The organism is Exiguobacterium sp. s128 (genome assembly GCF_018618815.1).
In the GTDB taxonomy this organism is placed as follows: Bacteria; Bacillota; Bacilli; order Exiguobacteriales; family Exiguobacteriaceae; genus Exiguobacterium_A; species Exiguobacterium_A antarcticum.
In genome coordinates, this window is the sequence record NZ_JACSMT010000028.1 from 14,252 (window position 1) to 32,450 (window position 18,199).

Sequence of the window (18,199 nt, forward strand, 5' to 3'; positions counted from 1 at the left end):
CATGAGAACCGAGAAAACAGAACCGGTTCCAACCGAGCAAAACGATGGGAATTTACATATACTAGTTTTTGGACAGATTGTGCGATAATGAAAAGACGAAAAAGGAGGAATTCCCGTTGTCATCACTCATAAAAGAGATTGCCGTCCGGATCAAGTATCCACTCGGACACGTCATCTCGTTTGACGATTTACCCGCGTTACTCGAAGCGTTTGCCTACCATCTCCCGTTTGATAACCAGGCGGTCCTGTCAAAACGAACTGCCCCATTTAACCAGAGTCGTCTTGAACAGACATTCGTGACGGATCAGACCGGGGGCGTCTGCTACGACTTGAATTATCTACTATACGAAGTCTTGCGGATCAAAGGGTTTGATGTCTCCCTCGTCAAAGCGACCGTCTTTGATCAGGAAAATGAAGTCTGGTCCGCGACGGGTCCGACACACGTCGCTGTTTTGCTCCAGCATCAAGAAAACACGTACGTTGTCGACACCGGGTTTGGTGTTAATCTCGCCTTACGTCCGATTCCGTTGACCGGAGAAACAATCAGTTCAGCAAGCGGCAGCTTCCGGATTGCCCCGAACGGTGCCGGTTATCAGCTCGAGATGTTACGGAACGGTCAGGACGATGAGTTCGTCATCGGTTACCACTTCTACACGCAACAGACATTACGGCCAGAACAATTGACAGAAATCGAACACGTCATCCAGGACCATCCGGCGTCTCCGTTTAACAAACGCAGCCTGCTTGCCATCCGGACACCGGACGGTCATCGAATTTTGACCCAACAGGCGTTGACGACGTGGACGGACGGAAAGAAAACAATTCGACCGGTCACGTCCGACGACCAGTATGCGGCCTGGAAAAACGACTTCTTTTAAGGATGTGATAGCGCTTGTATCGATATACACTGTGTTTAATCCGAAAAGCGGATCAATGGTTGTTACTGAACCGCCAAAAACAGCCGGCGATGGGCATGTGGAACGGCGTCGGCGGGAAAATCGAAGCCGGCGAGTCTCCGACGGAAGCCGTCATCCGGGAGACGTTCGAAGAGACCGGTCTGGCTCTGACCGATGTCCAGTTTTCGGGAACAATCCTCTTACGGGCGGACGAGACGGCCGGGATTTATCTGTTTCTTGCCGAACTGCCGCCAGATCAGCAACTGACGACACCCTTCGCGACCCGCGAAGGCATTCTTGACTGGAAACGGCTCGACTGGATCCTTGAGCCGGACAACATCGGTGTCATCAGTAATCTGAAAGCGTACTTGCCACGTGTCCTGGAACAGACAACACTACAGCTCCATACGTTTGAGTATGACGGACACCGATTACTTGATTATCATGCTGTCCCTTTAGAACAGGAAATCCATTAAAAAAAGACGTCTCTCCGCTTGCTGACGAAAAAGGTCAACCGAGCGGAGAGACGTCTTTTTTAGTTAAAACCAAACAGTTCCAAGCCGGTCACAATCAAACCGACCATCACGATACCAGGCAACAGATTAGCAACCCGGATTTTCGTAATGCCGGCAAGATTCAAGCCGATGGCTAAAATCATCACGCCACCCGTCGCCGTCATCTCAACGATGAACTGTTGCAAGATGGCGTCCGGAACGAACTGAGTGATCGCGACGGCGCCAAGCGCAATCGCCCCTTGGTAGACGAGAACCGGAATCGCCGAAAAGATGACACCGATCCCGAGTGTCGAACTGAGGACGAGCGCCGTAAAACCGTCAATCAGACCTTTGGTATAAAGCACGTCATGATCCTGACGTAACCCGCCGTCGAGCGCCCCGAGCACGCCCATCGCTCCGATGACGAAAATCAAGGTTGCCGTGACGAACCCTTCGGCAATATTCGACGGACGTCCCCGACCGATCTTCAGCTCGAGCCATTCGCCGACCCGGTTCAGTTTTTCGTCAATCCGTAACCATTCACCGATTGCCCCGCCTAAGACGAGACTACCGATGACGATTAGAAAGTTTTCACTCTTCAATCCCATCTGGACACCGAGCACAACGACGGCAAGACCAATTGCCTGGACGACCGTCTCCTTCATCCGTTCGGGAATTTTATGGAACAGCAAGCCGAGTAATGTACCAATAATGATTAATCCTGTGTTGACGAGTGTGCCGGTTAAGACCATACTGTTGTCCTCTTTTCTAAGTAAATACATTTACATTCGGTAATTGAAATAATTATAGTTCAAGTTCTGGTACTCGTTTGGACTGGGCCTGTTTGACACTGTGAATGGTCATACCAAGCATGACGAGCAGCATGCCAACTAAGGCGAGCCCGGTCGGAAAGACCGTATGTAAAAAAAGCATCTCTCCGAGCACGGTAAACAAAATTTCAAACGACTGGGTCGCTTCGACAGCCGCCAACCGAATCGGTTCGGTCCGGACGAGTGTCGTCGCATAAAAGAACAATGATGTCGCGATGACGCCGGAAAATAAGGCAACCAGTCCCGACTGCCCGACTTGCCCTGCGGACGGTAAACCGACCTGCACGTATGCGATGCCCGATAAAACCAGCCAAAACGGCAGACTGGCCACCGTCATCCCGAGAATCCGGTCAAAGACATCGAGTTCGTCCCCGTATCGTTCCATCATCTTCCGGTTGCCGAGTGGATACGCGATCGCGGCACAGAGGACCGGAAGGACACCAAGCAGCAATGCCGAAATGGACACCCCTTGTGCGACCGACAGTTGCATCAGGCAGACACCGGCGACGATTAACAACGAATAGCGCAGTGACGCCCAGGGAATCGATTGCTTAAAGAGTGGCGCCAGCAACGGTCCGGCGAGAATCGTCACTTGCCACGTCCCGGCAATCAGCCAGCCGGGTGAATAGTCAGCAGCAAGACAAATCCCGCTGTAAAAAATCCCGAAGCCGATCGTCCCGTAGGTCAGCCAAAAGCGCGGCGCTTCCCGGAGTGCCGACCAGACACGACCGAGCCGGCGCCGGTAGGCGACAATCAGTATTAATAACGGCAACATCAGGTAAAAGCGTAAGGCCGCACTGTAGATCCAGTGCCCCCCGCTCCCTTGCATCGACTGGTTCAAGATGAAGGTGACGGCAAAAAACAGCGCCGCGAATATCCCGATCAGGATGGGTCGCATGGTAATTCCTCCTCTAAGGCCGCGATCAGATGTCGTCCGAGCCCGTTCCAGTTGTGTTCCGTCGCACGGACGAGTGCTTCGATATTCGCGCTTTGACAGGCTTCGATGATCGTTTGATGATCCGTGACCGAATCATGACCGTGACGGCTGAACTGGGCATACTCGAGCCGACGGATCAGCGGCGTCAACCGGTTCAGTGTTTCCGTCAGTTGACCGTTTTGACTCCGTTCGAGGAACAGACCATGAAAGGCATCATCGAGTTGTAACGCCGACTCCGCGTCTTCGCGTGTTATCGCGTCCTGAAACGATTGATTGATTTTAATTAAGCGGATGATGTCCGTTTCCGATAAGGGAAATGCGACACGCGCCGCTAACGCATGCAGTGTCGCGACAATCGGAAACGTCTGCCGGGCCTGCGTCGCATCCAGCATCGTGACGTTCGTCCGTGATCCCCGTTTCGTGACGACGAGTCCCTCCTCTTCCAATTTTTTCAACGCTTCGCGGACCGGCGTCCGGCTGACGCCAAACGTTTCCGCGAGTTGCTGATCGTTCAGTTTTTGACCCGGTGCCAAGGTTAAGGTGATGATTTGCTGTTGCAGTCGTTGATACACTTCTTCACTTAAGGAAGTTCGTTGAATCGGTTGAGTTTTCATACAACTAATATATTACATATCAATTATTACTGTACAGTATTTTTTTCCAGCAAAAGAAGCATCCCGTCATGAGATGCTTCATTTTTTTTCCTATGTTACACATTCGGTGTCAACGGTCCTTTTAAGTGACTGAGATCATGCTGCTTCAGCAAAATCAGTTGTACAAGAATCGCAATCGCGACAAACACTTGGGTGATCAAGGTCGGAATGGCGAGATCGACATTCAAGACGTCGGCTGCGATGTTCGAAAAATCCCATAAGGCGTGAAAAATGATCAATGGCCACAGATTGTTGAGTTTCAGCGCAATCAGGGCAAAAAACAGACCAAACAAAAAGGTATTCGCTAGCTGAACAATCATCGACGTCAATGGAACCAAAGCAATCAAATTAATGAGATGGAAGGAGGAAAACAAGGCGGCACTGATCAGAATCGCCCGGTACGGATGCTGTTCCGGATGGAGATTGCGCAAGATGATGCCACGGAACAACACTTCCTCGTTAAAGCCGACGAACAAGGTCGTCACGAAGACGATGGCGACAAGCTGAATCGTTGCGGCAGACAGATTGTCATAGGAAGCAACCAACGCATTGACGACGAGGACGACTTGATACAGGACGATCAACAGAATCGGCAGGTACCAGACGAGTCCCCGAATTTTTAATGTGGAAAAACCGATTGCTTCAAACGAACTGTTGCGGCGGATAAACCACACTAAGAAAATTGCTGTCAGGACTTCTCCAAAAATCGCAATGCGTAACAACTCCGGTTCTCCATACGAAATCCCAAAGCCGTAGGCGGAGACGACCATGACGATTGCCATAATCAGGACGACAACAGCAGCTGAAATGATGATCATACGTTTCTCCATACGAATTCCCTCCTCAGAATTCGGCTGACCTTACTTTTACATGTTATTTACCGCGTTTCCGATAAAAATAATCATGATTTTCCTATACTACCTTGTTTTGCAAGATAGCATGAGATACACTTACCTTGTATTACATGATAGTGAAACGAGGAATCGCGATGTCATCCACCCAAATGTTAAAAGGCATTCTTGACGGTTGTCTCCTCGCCTTGATTGCAGAGGAAGAAGTATACGGTTATGAACTGGCAACTAAACTCGCCGCCCACGGTTTTGCCGACGTCAGTGAAGGGACGGTCTATCCGTTGTTGATGCGGATGCAAAAACTAGGCTGGATCGAAGCGACACAACGAGTCTCACCGAGCGGACCGAAAAGGAAGTATTATGCCATTACACCAAACGGTCGCAAAGAACTCGCGGCATTCACGGCACGATGGCGTCAATTATCGGCAAGCGTTCATCATATATTAAAGGAGGAGTCTTAAATGCAGACGTTATCCGACGAATCAAGACGATTTCTAGAAGACTTAAAGGTCTACTTGCTTGCGTCCGGAAAAAATGAAAAGGCGACGCAGGACATCGTGACCGAACTTGAGAATCATTTACAGGAAGCCGAGTCGGACGGCAAATCGGTTGCAGCCATCACCGGTGACAGTCCGGCCGCCTATATTCAATCGATCGCCACGGAAATGACGACCGATTACCACGAATCGTTTTGGCTGCTGTTTCAAATTCTCGCAGGTGTGTTCAGTTTTCTGTTGTTTCAAGACTTGCTCGACGGACCGCTGTCCTACAGTCTGTACTTTTTAGTCGGCTTTATCCTCTTGATCAGTTCTTTACTGATCGTTTTGAGTCGATGTTTACGTTACAGCGCGACGCACGCCCCTTCGAAACGTCCATTCCTGTTGTTTGGTCTATCCACGGGTGTGATTTTCTTGTTGTTAATGGGACTGTTTTTAACCGATTCGCAGATCACGTCGCCGACAATCCATTTTTCCTGGTTGACCAGTTCGATCATCGGACTTATCGCCTTCCTCCTCATCGGATACAGTGCGTACCGGGCGAAGACCTGGGTCTTGCCGCTCGGACTGCTGGCTTACCTGTTGCCGCAAGTCGTGATCCGGTACGGATTTGACGGCTCACCACTCATCGCTGTGCTCGTCGGATATGTTTGTGGTGCTGTTTTGATGACCGGGCTGTTTTTTTACGAAACAAAATCCAAAAAAGCGAATCAAACATGAATTCTTTACCACACAGATTGGAGAGAGAGTATTGAATATTTGGGATCAAGAAGACGATTACGGCATTCTCGCGCCTTTGTCAGAACAAGACATCCAACAAATCGAACATGAACTGCAGATTACATTTCCTGAAAGTTTTCTCAGCGTATTAAGAAACCAAAACGGAGGTTGTCTCCTGTATAACGCTGTCTCAGTAGATTTTGAAAATACGTGGTCGGAACCTGGAGAAGCCAGTTACTTACCCATTCGGTATCTCGGAGGTCTCAGCTACGACTCGTTCGTCGAATCCACTAAACTTGTTTTGCCGGAATGGGACATCATTGGCAAACATGTCACTATCGGTGACGGTGAAGGAATCTATATTTACTATTTAAACTTTGATCAACAGGATAATAATCCGTCCGTGTGGTACCTTGACACTTCCGATGAATCCACACGCGAAGTGGCTCCAACCTTTCAAGATTTTCTGTCCCGATGGATGATCCAAGAACCAGACTTAGAACCACTTGATTTAGAGGCGTTTTATGCCAGTTATCCTTCAATCGAAGAAATTAATCTTTCTATTCAAAGTGAGGATATCGATACCGTCTTATATGCATTCGGTAGTTGGATGACGATTGGTTTGGAACAAGAACGGTTAGTCCAGGAAATGATGAAACGGATCAACACGACGACGGAGCCGGACCTCCTTGACTTCTTCGCCCAAAGTTTGACGAATTTGGTGTTGAATACAGGGGCGGACGTTTACGTTTCCAATGAACAGTTGGCACGACTCCTGGAATCAAAAGGAGTTGATTCCGATTTAAATGTTTACATCAACTGGTTACGCGCTGAAGATTAACATTCATTTCGGGAGGTCTACATTATGTCTGAAACCTTTTTGTTTTTGATCATTATCGCTTCTCTGACCATTTGGATCAGCCTGTCAAAAGAAGTATCTAAATCATCTCAAGATTTTAACCGTCCCAAAATGCTGACCTTATTGACCGCCGGATCACTCTCTACGATCCTTCTAATCATTGTGCTTGTCCAGTCATGACAGCCGTCTGATGAGAAAGACTATTTTCTTAACACGACAGGAATAGAGGTGCTTCAGTATGAAGTTCAAAACGTTTCTCCTCGGTTTCATCAGCGTCTATCTTTTGCTGAGCCTTCCTGCATTTTTAGGCATCGGGTCTGTCATCGACTGGGTCCCGGAAGCAACCTTCGTCCAAAAATTCAACGGCATCGTGATGGAAGGCCTGACCCGTCACGCGCTGATCAAAAGTATCCTTGCCGCAATCATCAGTCTGTCCGTAAGCCTGTTGTTCTTTAGATACAGGGTCCGTAAAAAACGCTGACGGGACGCCTGCTTCCTTCCCAACGATTTTTTCCAAAAACAAGACGTCCCTCTTTCGAGAAGGACGTCTTGTACTGTTTTACCGGATACTATTCGACTGTGCTTCATACCGTTCCCGTGTCCAGCGGTACAGCCGGCTCGTCACGGTCCGCCCGTCAATCCGTCCCATGACGAACGGTCGGTCCAACACATGTTCAAATCCCAGTTTTTCGATGACCCGGCGTGACGGAACATTAAAGTCAAAGTGCGCACACCAGACAAGATCGACTTTCATCGTCTCAAATGCCACTCCGAGGGCGGTCCGGACGATTTCCGGCATCCGGCCCTGCCCCCAGTAGTCGGGATGAAGAACAAATCCGAACTCGACCTGCTTCAAGTCGGCTAGTTCCTCAATCGGACGCCGGTCATGAAAACCGAAGCTGCCGATGACCCTTTCCGTCGCCTTGTCGACGATTGCATACCCGTCGTTCGCCTCTTGAAAGATGTTGATGACGTCCCGACTTTCGGCAAGCGACGTATGTGGTGCCCAGCCGGCATTTGGTCCGACACGCGGATCCTTCGCATACGCATAAAGACTCTCGGCGTCACTTTTCTGCCAGCGCCGTAACCGGTGCCGCTCTGTTTCAATGATTTCCACGTTTCTATCCCCTCCCACTTTAAGAAGCCTGTTGTTTCTCGACGATTTTTTCTTTCCGGAACAAGCCGAGGTAGACCAGTCCGAGTCCGAGACAAACGATCAGTCCGATATAGACACTCATCATGAACGGCGCAAGCATCGCTCCGAGGATGAGCGTCGACCGCGACAGTAAATCGGCACCGGCGTGCGATGTGCCGGCAAAGGCCGAGTAAGCGCCGCGTTGGTCAGCCGGCATCATGTTGGCTTGTGCCGCATTCAGCGTTGGGGAATAGAGCAGTTCCCCGATCGTCGCGATGAAGATGAATGTCAGCAGCAAGGTCAGGGAATTGGCACTCGTCACTGTCGCATAGCCGATGATGTAGAGGACCAGTCCGCCGACCAATGCCTGTTTGTTCGTAAAACGGTTCGACAGACGCTGGATGAAAAACGTCAGACAGACGACGAGAATCGTATTTTCAATGTTGATCAGACTGAGCATCCGGACGCCGTTAACGGTCAGGTCACCAATCGTCACCGTATCGAATTCTTCCGCTAAACGAACGGCAACGTAACTCCCCATCGAAAACTCCGCGGCCAGAATACACATCGAACCGAAGACAACTTTGACGAACGGCCGGTCACGCCAGGCGATCTGATAACTTTTTCCGAGATCTACGAGGACGGTCCGGAGCGGTTGTTTTTGCCAGACATGTTTGGATTCGTCGAGCAGGAAATGATACGCCACCGGCAACAGCAGGGACGTACACGTCAAAAGACTGAATAAGAACAACCGGTTGCTGACGTAAAGCCAGCCACCGAGCGCCGTTCCGAGGGCAATCGACAGATTGATCAACCAGTAGTCGATCGCATAAACGGCACGCCGGTTTTCCGGCGTCGTCGCATCGATGATGATTGCACTCATCGCCGGCCGACCGATATTACTCGTCACCGTGAAGACGGCATAGGCAATCGTAAAAAGTAGCATCTGATCCATGGCGAGACAAATCGTCATCGTCAAAAACATCAATCCGGTCGCAGTCGTCGAGAAAACGAGCAACCGTCTTCTCGGAAAGCGGTCGGCGAGATAGCCGCCAATCAAACCGATCAGGAAGCTGATAATCACCGTCCCGATCAAAAAGACGCCGGCAAATACTTTGTTGTACGCTTGAACAAATAACAGGGCCATGAACGGCATGATGGCGAACGAAATCGTCCGGTTAAAAAACGACGTTACAAGTCTGACTTTAATTGGTTGAGGCATTTCTTTCCATTTCATTTTTTATAGATCGGCGGAGATCCCCGACTTTAGTCAGGGTTGGGACCGACCTTCACCTCCTTCTGGTTGGATATCGACGAGCCAGGTCTTCGCTTTCTCGAGCAATGTCAGTTTCTTATAAGAAGCAGATTTGTGAATGCTGAAGCCTGCTATCGTTCGGAGGTCGAAGTAGCCGTTCTTGCGTCTTCCGAACACGAAACACGTTTGCTCCTCGTATTGCACCTTGTCGAACAGTTGATAGCCGTGGACAAGGCGCTCCGCTTTGTTTGCCTTTCTTTTACCCTTTTTACCGATGGTCATCTTATGCAGTTGACGGTTGTTCGCGCGTACCTGTCGGAAAAGATACGACACCTTCGGTGCTTCTCCTAATGGATTCCCGCTGATGCAACGTGCGTCGACAGCATGACGCTTCTCCAGTCCATTTTGGATGCGTGTGTTCTTCGTTAGGAAGCCATAGGTCAGTTTGACGTAAGGATACGCTTCTTTGACGGCGTTGTAGATGAACCAACGCATGACTGTCATCTGTGAGGCATCACGGAGAGAACGAGACTTCCGTTGGAAGAGATGCTCCAATTTTTGCTGATGAATCTTGTGGTGGCATGTTTCGCAGAGTGTGATGAGATTGTCAGGAGAATCACCTCCGGTCCGACGACTTTCGATATGGTGGACGTTTAGGATATTATCCTTCGACTTCCCTTTACAATGCTGACACATGTGCTTGTCTCGGAAGAACACGTATTCTCGGACATTCCAAAAACCGAGTTGGTCGCCCTTCTGATACAGATCACCGGATATATCAGGGTTCTTGATTTTTTGAATGTCGAACTGAGCGACTTCAATCGTTAGATGTTTGATCGGCAACAAACGATGAATCATCCGGATCAGTTTGAGATGGGCATCTACTTTATGCTGAATGGATGGAGCAAGCCATCCTTTGGGTTTCTTACGATTAAGAAATCGAGCTTGACGGTAGCGTGTCTTCCGACTTCTTCTTGCGTTTCGCATGGCACGTCGTGTCGCTAGTAGGTCTTGGATGTCGGTGCGCAGTTGAACTTCTCCTTCGAGCAAGACCTTTGTGGATGTTGTCGCTGAGAAACCGATCTGCTTCGTTCCGGCGTCCACCCCGAGGGAGATCGGTTGTTTATAACCACTTGCCCCGTAGAGTAGTTGAATGGTGAATGGTGTTCGCTTGACTATTTTTGCTTTCTTCTCGTCTAAAAGATGACGAGCTTTTCTGGGTTTACACGGCATTAAAGGTTCACCATGTTGATTGAGTACGAAAACGAGCATATCGTTTTCCTCCTTAAGAGTCAGATGTTCTTCGTCAATGTTGGAAAGGCTTTTTCCATCTGCAACACCGCCCCGACCTAACAGGACTTTTAATCACAGACGACAGGGCAAACGGCTAGAACGGGCACCGAGAGGTGTCATGACCCAACCAACGTAGTTCGTGAGAACCTAGACTAGTCAATTTCAAGCTGTATAAGCCCGTCACTTTAGTGATAGGTAATTGACATTGTCACCTTCCATTCTCTACCTGTATGATAAACAAGACACAGCGACTAAAAAATGGACATCGTTAAGAAAAGATGTCCCCTTTTAGAATGGAGGAATGAGATGGACGCTTATTTGTTCACCTTATGGAAATCCTGCCGGGAAGGATCGTACTCAATTGCCGAATTGGCCGACACGATCCACTTAAGTCCCAAACAAACGAAACGGTATTTGAACCGTTGGCAGGAAGAAGGATGGTTGCACTATACGAGCGGTCGGGGTCGCGGACATCTGACGGCACTCGTCTGGCTGCGTCACGTCGAACGGGAATACGCGAAACAGATGCTGGAGCGGATCGAACGGGAGTCGGTCGACGCCGTGACGGAAGAACTCAGCTGGGACTGGTCACCCGCTCAAACGGGACGGTTCATGCGGCAACTCGAGCGAAAGTTCGGCTATACGCAGGAATCGTCGGATACCCTGCTGATTCCGCGGAATCGACCTTTTTTGACGACTGATCCGCTCGAAGCCGCCGACATTCACAGTGCCCACCTCGTCCAAAATGTCTTCAGCCGGTTGTTTGCCATCGACGCGGACGGTAAACTCCGGGGCGAACTGGCACATCATTATGCCTGGAACGGGTCAACGTTATCGCTGTATTTACGAAAAGATGTCCGGTTTCACGACGGTTCGCTGTTGACGAGCAAAGACGTCACAAAAAGCCTGCGGAAGCTCATTGCCTATCCGGCGTACGCCCGGTCGTACCGGCATGTCCAACACATTCAATCCAATGGACCGTATCAGGTCGATGTGACACTCGATCAACGCCGGCATTCCCTGTTGCCGAAACTGGCGACGATTCATACGAGCATCAGTAAAGACAACATTGGGACGGGCGCCTTCCAATTGACGCAGAATAACAATAAAAAAACGATTTTGTCGGCGTTCCCGAACTATTTCGGCATCCGGGCACTGCTCGACCGAATCGAGTTCATTCAAATGCCGGACGCCTACGATCCGGTTTACCGGACATCGCGGTCGGACTCCGGTGAGACGGATACGATCGCGACCCAGTCCGGCTTTGGTCTCGTTTTTTTTAACCCGCGTCCCGGCGGACCGTTCGAACGCCCGGAAGCCCGCCACTACATACACCGTTTGATTGCTTCGATTCGACCGGAGATTCAGTCCATCAGAGAGCGGAGTTTTCCGAACGACCGCGGATTTCTTGAACAGTACAGTTCCGTTTATCCGCCACCGACTGGTCCTGCCGTTTCGTTTGACCAGCCGCTCCGGATCAAACTGACCGACTTCACGGACAAGGTGACCCGTTGGTTGTGCGAAGCATTCGATACACATCAGATTCCGTACGAACTCGTCCCGGTCGGTTTTCAGGAAAGCATCACCGATTTTCACGTCTTTGACACGATTGATCTTGTCGTGCACGCGGAAGTGTTTGAGCGGAACTTGCCAGTCGCCTTCCATCAGTTTTTGACGAATGACTTTTCACCGCCCGCTAAAATGTTTGGTCAGATGCCGGAAATGGAGGCGTGGATCGCCCAATACGACGAGACATCGTTTGCGGACTGGATGACGCTCCATCAGACCGTGGAACGGTACTTGATTGACTCGTCCTACTTCATTCCGCTCTACGATGATACACGGATCATCCCGTTCCCGATCGAGTTGCAAAACATCACGATTGATTCGTTCGGCTACTTTGATTTCTCGAAGCTTTGGATTTCCTCTTGATCTCCGACTTCACTCAGAGGTTTTTGTCTGTTATTTGACGAATTGATGGCGCACTTGTGACAAGTATCACGTACAGTTTTTAATCTAGTATTTTATTTATTGCATTTAAGACCCTGCTGGATGATACTGGAGACGAGCTCACAACGACCCACTCACAACGAAAAAGGAAGTGTCTGTATGTTAACGTCATCTACCATCGAAATCGTCAAGTCGACTGTCCCGGTTCTCGCCGAACACGGTCACAGCATCACACGTGTCTTTTACCAACGCCTGTTTGAACACCATCCGGAAATGAAACATATCTTCAACCAGTCGAACCAAAAAAATGACCGCCAGTCGCAAGCCTTGGCGACGGCCGTCTACGCTGCTGCCGCCCACATCGACCGCCTTGAGGAACTGAAGCCGACCTTATTGCCGGTCCTCCATAAGCACCGCAGTCTGCAGATCAAACCGTTTATGTACAACATCGTCGGGACGGAACTGATCGGGGCGATAAAGGACGTACTTGGTGACGCCGCGACACCTGACATCATCGACGCCTGGACAGCCGGATACGGTGAAATCGCCAACCTGTTCATTTCGCTTGAGGCAGAGTTGTATGAACAAGATGAGCAGGACAAAGCGTTTGTCGGTTACCAGCCGTTCCTCATCGATGCGATCACGCTGGAGTCAAGCGACATCAAAACGTTTACGCTGATTCCGGCGGACGGACGTCCGTTACCAACTTACTTAGCTGGTCAATACGTCACGGTCCGCCTGCAAGCACCGGACGGACTCTGGCAAAACCGGCAGTACAGCCTGACGAAAGCCGCCGACGAAATCTCATATGAGATTTCCGTCAAACAAGACGGATCGGTGTCGGGACAACTCCATGACTTAACGGTCGGTGACTCTCTCTTATTAAGTGCACCGGCGGGTCAGTTCATATTACCGGATTCCGGTGCCCCATTCGTCGGACTTGCCGGTGGGATCGGTTTGACGCCACTGCTTGCGATGGCGGAAGCCGCGCTTGCCGACGGACGACCGGTCACGTTGCACGTCGCCGTCCAGGACGATCTCGATCATCCGTTCACGTCACGATTGAACCAACTTGAGACATTCGGTGCAAGCGTCGTTCGGTACGCGGAACGTAATGCACAAGCCGGGACACGCGCAGGACGATTGACGCGTGATGAGCTGACTTCAATCGATCCAGCGGCCGAGACGTTTGTCTGTGGTCCGGAAGCGATGATCCAGTTTGTCCGGCAACACTGGACAGGACATCCGGATAACCTGCACTACGAAGTGTTTGGTCCGAGCCTCGCCCTTGCGGCACCGACCGTCGTCTCTTAACGCATAAAAAACGAACGACCCCACATGCGGGATCGTTCGTTTTTGTCTGTTTATGTAGCCGCTTATTCCGGTGTGATCCGTCTCCATAAGACGTTTAACAGCACCGTCATTCCACCAATCGGAATCAAAAACATCAAAGCCAGCATCGTCATATTATCCATTCGTCACATTCTCCTCTGTAAGCGTTTTTATTAGTATATCGTTTCTTTAAAGACACGCCCTCCGCCTAAAGACGGATTTGTCATCCGGCTTCATCCCGTCGCACGTGATCACGGGTTTTGTTACGCTTAAAGCGAATCAACAGGACCGTTGCCAGTAACCCCGTAGCGGAAAACAACACAAACACCGTCTCGATCGCAAACACCGTCGTCAAGTAGGAAGAAAGGGCAAAACAGATCGCGGAGCAGAGCGTCGACGCGGCGACCATCGCCGAACGAATCCGGCCCAGCAACGCATCCGGTGTCGTCTGTTGCAACAAGGTCGCAAACGGAATCCCAAACAAACTGAGTGCCATCCCAAGTAACAACATGCCACTAAAGGCAAACGGTAACGTCGTCGTCAGTCCGACCGCTAACGTAAAGACACCTTGCAATAGGATGGATAGTCGGAACATCTGTGTCAAGTCGAGTCGGTCCGCAAACCGGGCATAGAGGAGCGACATACCGATACCACCAATGACGAGGGCCAGTTCAAGCAAGGAAAACGTGTGTGCTCCACCCTGCAGGACATCCTTCGCGAATGGGGCGAGCAAGGCATTCGCCGGTGTAATCATCCAGTTGGCGATGATCCCGAACACTAAAATCCGGATCAACCGGGCGTCCTGAAGCAAATAACGGAACCCGGCCCGCAAGTCGCTCCAATAGGTCGTTTTTTCCGCGACTGCATCAACAGACATCGACCGTAACGGGAACAACAGGAACCAGGCGATGACGTGCAGGATTGCCTCCAGTACTAAAATCGTCTCGATTGAGAATCGGGCGATCAACATCCCTCCGGCGAGGAGTCCCGCTAACGTCCCGATCCGGTCCAGGGTGCTCAAGTAGGCATTGGCGACCGGTAATTTTTCAGCATCGACGATCCGGGTCACGACCTTAAACGCCGTATTACCGCCGATGACTTGTAAAAACGTCTGGACGACGAGTAGAACCAGTAGCGGAACCAGCGTCGTTTCCGTTTGCGTCAAGAGGAACCAGACAAAAAACAATACCAGGAAACGAATCAGGACGGTCGACTTCAGCAATTGGACCGGTTCGACCCGGTCAATCCACGGTCCGATCAAACTGGAACTGACGAAACGAATCAAAAAGACACCGCCGATCAACAAAGCCAGTTCTGCCGGTGACAACAGCTGGGCGCACGTCCAGTAGATGGCGATGTAGGAGACACTCGCCCCGACGACGGCAATCAAATCCGATGCGTAAAAATAACGAAACAAACGTGTCATCCGCTTCTCCTTTCACTTTCACCATATGGATCATACAGTCAGGTTTTTACTTTTTATCAGTTTACACTTTTTTACATAAGACGCCTAGTTGGGAAATGCTTTTTTACAAAATTGGAACTAGCCGACATCGTTTCGTCATATTGTGTTCATCTTGTTATCGACTTCTCATCGGACTGTAACGAAGATTGTAGCGTTTGTCCTCTATACTAAAAGCAGAAGGAAGTGAATAACCATGAGAATGCATACACGAACGGTTTCCCATCATCAATCGACCGACCATCCGTCTGAGGCACGGCTTGGTTATTACTTTTTACTCATCGTCTTGCCGCTTGGACTCGCCCATTTGGCGCAGTCACTAGTCCCCGTGACCCATTCGCCTCAATCGATCTTTTTATCCGTACTTACGGTGTGCGCGATCGGTCTTTTTTCGATTCTAGGGAGTCGGACCGAGGGCAGCCCCAAAACAACCTTTTTCAGCTACGCGCTGTTTTTAGTCGTCAGTTTATTGTCGACCTTTGCCATGCCCCTGATTTGATGTGAAAACATATGTAAAAACATACCTGATTCGGATCCGTCCGAATCAGACAGACTCAACAAAACCAGCCTCTCGCAAAAGCGGGAGACTGGTTTTGTTTTGTTCTTCAGTTGTTCGCACCGACATACGTAAAGAGTGGTCCCCGAAGTTCAAACGAATAATCTTCGGCGTTGACGATGCCGACGATGGCGTCACTGTCGAGCAACTGGTCGAGGAATCCTGCCATCTCGGCTGCCGTGTGGTACTTCGCGACGTGTTTGCTGTAATCAAATCCAGCTTCCCCACGCGAACGGTCCGCAAATTCCGTTTCCGTCGCAGCAGGCGCCAAGACTTTCGCCCGCAGTTTCGCACCGGACTGTTTCAGTTCCTGGGCGAGTCCTTCCGTGTAGGCACTGACATAAAACTTCGTCGCACAATACGTGACGGCGTTCGGGACAATCCGGTAGCCGCCGCCGGACGAGACGTTCAAGACGGTTGTTCCTTCGACATCGTGGTAGTCGTGGACATACAGACTCGTCAAGACCGTCAACGCCTCGATGTTCAGACGGAGCATCTTCTCGATTTTTGAGACCGATACGTCCTTGACGTTGTCAAAATCACCAAAGCCGGCGTTGTTGATCCACGTCTCGATATCGAGGTCTTTTAGCGAGGCATACAATTCATGGACGTTCGCCGACTCCGTCAAGTCGACGGACCGTAAGATGACATCGCTGTCCGGTGCAAGAGCTTTGACTTCGTCGCGTAGTTTTTCGAGTTCGTCTGTCCGGCGGGCGACGAGGACAAGCGATTTTCCTTTTTGCGCGAGCACTTTCGCCGTTTCGTATCCGATGCCTGAGCTGGCTCCTGTAATGACTGTGTATTTCATCTGTAATTCCCCATTTCTGTTTGGTATAGTGAAAGCCTACACGTTAGAGTGAACTCTAAGTCAAGCAAGAAAGGTGGTACGACATGTATACGATTTCTGAAATCAGTCAGTTGACAAAGACGACGGCCCATACGATCCGGTATTACGAAAAAGAAGGTTTGTTGTTCCCGACCCGGACGGCGAGCGGTATCCGGCGGTATGACGACACCCAGCTCAACTGGCTCCGCTTCGTCCTGCGTCTGCGGGCGACCCATATGCCGATCGAACAGATCCGGGAATATGTCGAACTGTTTCTTGCTTCGTCCGAGACGCATGATACATCTCTCGAGCGGCTCCGCCTCCTTGAAGTCCATCAGCAAAACGTGCGCGACCAGCTCGCTGAACTCGCACAAACGGAACAGCTGATTGCGGACAAGATTGCCGCTTACCGTAAGCTTCATCCCTCTGTTGCACCGGAAGCGTTCCGCTCCACTTAAGAAAACATCTGGTCCAGCTGTTCGAACACCTCGTTTAAACGGTCGGTCGCAAGTTTCCCGTAAGCATCCCCGAGACTGATTTCTGTTGAACAATACCCGTCTTTGTCGACGAGGTAACCGACAAGACCAATGCCCGTCGTTTCCTGAATCTGTTCGAGCTTAGGGGAGACCTCATCCGACTGCCCCGAAAAATGCAGGTGGAACATGTTCGAGACAGGGACTTCCGGCGTCGTGAAGACACCCGGCAACGCATTAAACCGTTCCGCCAGTTGTTTCGCGTTTTCATAATACTGACCCATCCGGTCTTTCCGGAGTTCATAATAATGGTCGGCTGAGACGATATACGGATAAAGACTGATCAAATCCCCGCCGTACCGTCGTTTCCAAATCCGCGCCGTTTGACAAAAGGCCGCCGGTCCCGCGAGTATCGCCCCGGCAATCCCGCCGAGTCCTTTATAAAACGAGATGTAGACGCTGTCGAACAAGGCGGCTATTTCCGCTGCCGTCTTTTGATAATAGGGCAACATCTCAAACAAACGGGCACCATCCAAATGAAGACGAATCCCCCGTTCGCGGCAATGCCGACTGATGGCTTCCAGTTCCGTAAATGTCGGGGCGACCCCGCCAATCTCGCGTTGCGGGAGTTCAAGCAACAGACAGGCAATCTCCGGCAAGGCCTTGATCTCGTCAAGCGTCATCAGCCGGTCCGCCTCGCCGACCAGCAGTGTCTGGATCGGATGAAGTTCCTTCAGACCGTCCTGTTCATGGATCTCGAGATGACAGAGCGGGTGATAGGCGACGGTCCGGTTCCCCGTCTCGTCGGACCAGATCCGTAAGGCGATTTGCTGTGCCATCGTCCCACTCGGGAAAAAGACCGCCTCTTCCATCCCGAGTAGGTCTGCCATCTTCTGTTCGAACGGTTCGATGAAGGGACCGGTACCGTACTGATCGCTTGAACGTCCGTCTTCGATTGCCGCGAACGCTGCGGTTAAGACGCCGACATTCCGTTTGCCATGGCCACTGACCTGTCCTGTAGATTGTTGAAAGGTCGTTCGTAATCGACTCATCTGAAAACCTCCATTTTTTTAGGAAATAATGACTATTTTTGGCTCATCACCATAACACGTGGTTGCTATTTTAACGACCAAGCTCAAGGCGCAATCTCAAAAAGAATCGTTCGAGGTTTCGGTAGCCA

General features: G+C 50.6%; 21 protein-coding genes. 11 read left to right on the forward strand and 10 right to left on the reverse strand.

All coding sequences use genetic code 11. From position 1 onward, the window contains the following. The first annotated feature begins 116 nt into the window (after positions 1–116). Together KNQ13_RS11090 and KNQ13_RS11095 are read left to right on the forward strand one after the other, a co-directional pair. Positions 117–878 (forward strand): arylamine N-acetyltransferase family protein, encoded by a 762-nt coding sequence (locus KNQ13_RS11090; RefSeq protein WP_251027422.1) that lies wholly within the window; start codon positions 117–119, stop codon positions 876–878. A gap of 14 nt (positions 879–892) precedes the next feature. Then, entirely contained in the window at positions 893–1,372 is a 480-nt protein-coding gene (locus tag KNQ13_RS11095) for an NUDIX hydrolase (protein WP_209548367.1), read from the forward strand. Positions 1,373–1,431: 59 nt separating this feature from the next. On the opposite strand, the gene KNQ13_RS11100 is transcribed toward KNQ13_RS11095, so the two are convergent. From KNQ13_RS11100 to KNQ13_RS11115, 4 genes are all read right to left on the reverse strand, one after another. Next, positions 1,432–2,142: a DUF554 domain-containing protein gene (locus KNQ13_RS11100; RefSeq protein WP_014970297.1), complete on the reverse strand. Its 711-nt coding sequence runs from the start codon at positions 2,140–2,142 to the stop codon at positions 1,432–1,434. 52 nt (positions 2,143–2,194) lie between these two features. Then, entirely contained in the window at positions 2,195–3,118 is a 924-nt protein-coding gene (locus tag KNQ13_RS11105; RefSeq protein ID WP_209548368.1) for a DMT family transporter, read from the reverse strand. Beyond that, positions 3,103–3,771 carry a GntR family transcriptional regulator gene (locus tag KNQ13_RS11110; RefSeq protein WP_026831255.1) on the reverse strand — a complete coding sequence of 223 codons (669 nt, stop codon included), beginning with the start codon at positions 3,769–3,771 and terminating at the stop codon, positions 3,103–3,105. Before KNQ13_RS11110 ends, KNQ13_RS11105 begins: the two co-directional genes overlap by 16 nt. Before the next feature lie 95 nt (positions 3,772–3,866). Next, positions 3,867–4,640 carry a CPBP family intramembrane glutamic endopeptidase gene (locus tag KNQ13_RS11115; RefSeq protein ID WP_026831254.1) on the reverse strand — a complete coding sequence of 258 codons (774 nt, stop codon included), beginning with the start codon at positions 4,638–4,640 and terminating at the stop codon, positions 3,867–3,869. Between the two features lie 158 nt (positions 4,641–4,798). Between KNQ13_RS11115 and KNQ13_RS11120 the strand changes: the two genes are divergently transcribed. From KNQ13_RS11120 to KNQ13_RS11140, 5 genes are read left to right on the forward strand one after another with little or no spacing between them, the layout of a single operon-like run. Next, on the forward strand, positions 4,799–5,122 hold the full coding sequence (locus tag KNQ13_RS11120; protein WP_026831253.1) for a PadR family transcriptional regulator: 324 nt from the start codon (positions 4,799–4,801) through the stop codon (positions 5,120–5,122). Next, positions 5,123–5,878 (forward strand): HAAS domain-containing protein, encoded by a 756-nt coding sequence (locus tag KNQ13_RS11125; RefSeq protein WP_209548369.1) that lies wholly within the window; start codon positions 5,123–5,125, stop codon positions 5,876–5,878. 31 nt (positions 5,879–5,909) lie between these two features. Further along, the gene (locus tag KNQ13_RS11130) at positions 5,910–6,719 is read left to right on the forward strand and encodes an SMI1/KNR4 family protein (RefSeq protein ID WP_209548370.1); all 810 of its coding nucleotides are present in this window, start codon (positions 5,910–5,912) and stop codon (positions 6,717–6,719) included. Positions 6,720–6,743: 24 nt separating this feature from the next. Then, positions 6,744–6,917 carry a hypothetical protein gene (locus tag KNQ13_RS11135; protein WP_162833758.1) on the forward strand — a complete coding sequence of 58 codons (174 nt, stop codon included), beginning with the start codon at positions 6,744–6,746 and terminating at the stop codon, positions 6,915–6,917. Between the two features lie 58 nt (positions 6,918–6,975). After that, positions 6,976–7,218, forward strand: coding sequence for a hypothetical protein (locus KNQ13_RS11140; protein WP_026829611.1), 243 nt, complete (start codon positions 6,976–6,978; stop codon positions 7,216–7,218). Between the two features lie 78 nt (positions 7,219–7,296). On the opposite strand, the gene KNQ13_RS11145 is transcribed toward KNQ13_RS11140, so the two are convergent. The 3 genes from KNQ13_RS11145 to iscB are packed head-to-tail and all read right to left on the reverse strand — an operon-like array spanning position 7,297 to position 10,399. Continuing rightward, positions 7,297–7,854, reverse strand: a complete 558-nt coding sequence (locus KNQ13_RS11145; RefSeq protein ID WP_026829612.1) for a GNAT family N-acetyltransferase — start codon at positions 7,852–7,854, stop codon at positions 7,297–7,299. Positions 7,855–7,873: 19 nt separating this feature from the next. Continuing rightward, positions 7,874–9,109 (reverse strand): MDR family MFS transporter, encoded by a 1,236-nt coding sequence (locus KNQ13_RS11150; protein ID WP_026829613.1) that lies wholly within the window; start codon positions 9,107–9,109, stop codon positions 7,874–7,876. 33 nt (positions 9,110–9,142) lie between these two features. Beyond that, a complete protein-coding gene (gene iscB, locus KNQ13_RS11155) occupies positions 9,143–10,399 on the reverse strand; it encodes an RNA-guided endonuclease IscB (protein ID WP_026829614.1) in 1,257 nt (418 codons plus the stop codon). A gap of 327 nt (positions 10,400–10,726) precedes the next feature. Between iscB and KNQ13_RS11160 the strand changes: the two genes are divergently transcribed. Beyond that, positions 10,727–12,352, forward strand: coding sequence for an ABC transporter substrate-binding protein (locus KNQ13_RS11160; RefSeq protein ID WP_026829615.1), 1,626 nt, complete (start codon positions 10,727–10,729; stop codon positions 12,350–12,352). A 177-nt stretch (positions 12,353–12,529) separates the two neighbouring features. Beyond that, entirely contained in the window at positions 12,530–13,684 is a 1,155-nt protein-coding gene (locus KNQ13_RS11165) for a globin domain-containing protein (protein WP_026829616.1), read from the forward strand. Positions 13,685–13,925: 241 nt separating this feature from the next. On the opposite strand, the gene KNQ13_RS11170 is transcribed toward KNQ13_RS11165, so the two are convergent. After that, positions 13,926–15,128, reverse strand: a complete 1,203-nt coding sequence (locus KNQ13_RS11170; protein WP_209548371.1) for an MFS transporter — start codon at positions 15,126–15,128, stop codon at positions 13,926–13,928. A 232-nt stretch (positions 15,129–15,360) separates the two neighbouring features. Between KNQ13_RS11170 and KNQ13_RS11175 the strand changes: the two genes are divergently transcribed. Next, positions 15,361–15,663: a hypothetical protein gene (locus KNQ13_RS11175; RefSeq protein ID WP_014970286.1), complete on the forward strand. Its 303-nt coding sequence runs from the start codon at positions 15,361–15,363 to the stop codon at positions 15,661–15,663. 106 nt (positions 15,664–15,769) lie between these two features. On the opposite strand, the gene KNQ13_RS11180 is transcribed toward KNQ13_RS11175, so the two are convergent. After that, positions 15,770–16,528 carry an SDR family NAD(P)-dependent oxidoreductase gene (locus KNQ13_RS11180; protein ID WP_014970285.1) on the reverse strand — a complete coding sequence of 253 codons (759 nt, stop codon included), beginning with the start codon at positions 16,526–16,528 and terminating at the stop codon, positions 15,770–15,772. Between the two features lie 83 nt (positions 16,529–16,611). Here KNQ13_RS11180 and KNQ13_RS11185 point away from each other — a divergent pair, with 83 nt between their 5' ends. Continuing rightward, positions 16,612–17,004 (forward strand): MerR family transcriptional regulator, encoded by a 393-nt coding sequence (locus KNQ13_RS11185; RefSeq protein WP_014970284.1) that lies wholly within the window; start codon positions 16,612–16,614, stop codon positions 17,002–17,004. Here KNQ13_RS11185 and KNQ13_RS11190 read toward each other — a convergent pair. After that, positions 17,001–18,071 carry a threonine aldolase family protein gene (locus KNQ13_RS11190; RefSeq protein WP_014970283.1) on the reverse strand — a complete coding sequence of 357 codons (1,071 nt, stop codon included), beginning with the start codon at positions 18,069–18,071 and terminating at the stop codon, positions 17,001–17,003. The two genes, KNQ13_RS11185 and KNQ13_RS11190, sit on opposite strands and share 4 nt — an antisense overlap. Between the last annotated feature and the right edge of the window lie 128 nt (positions 18,072–18,199).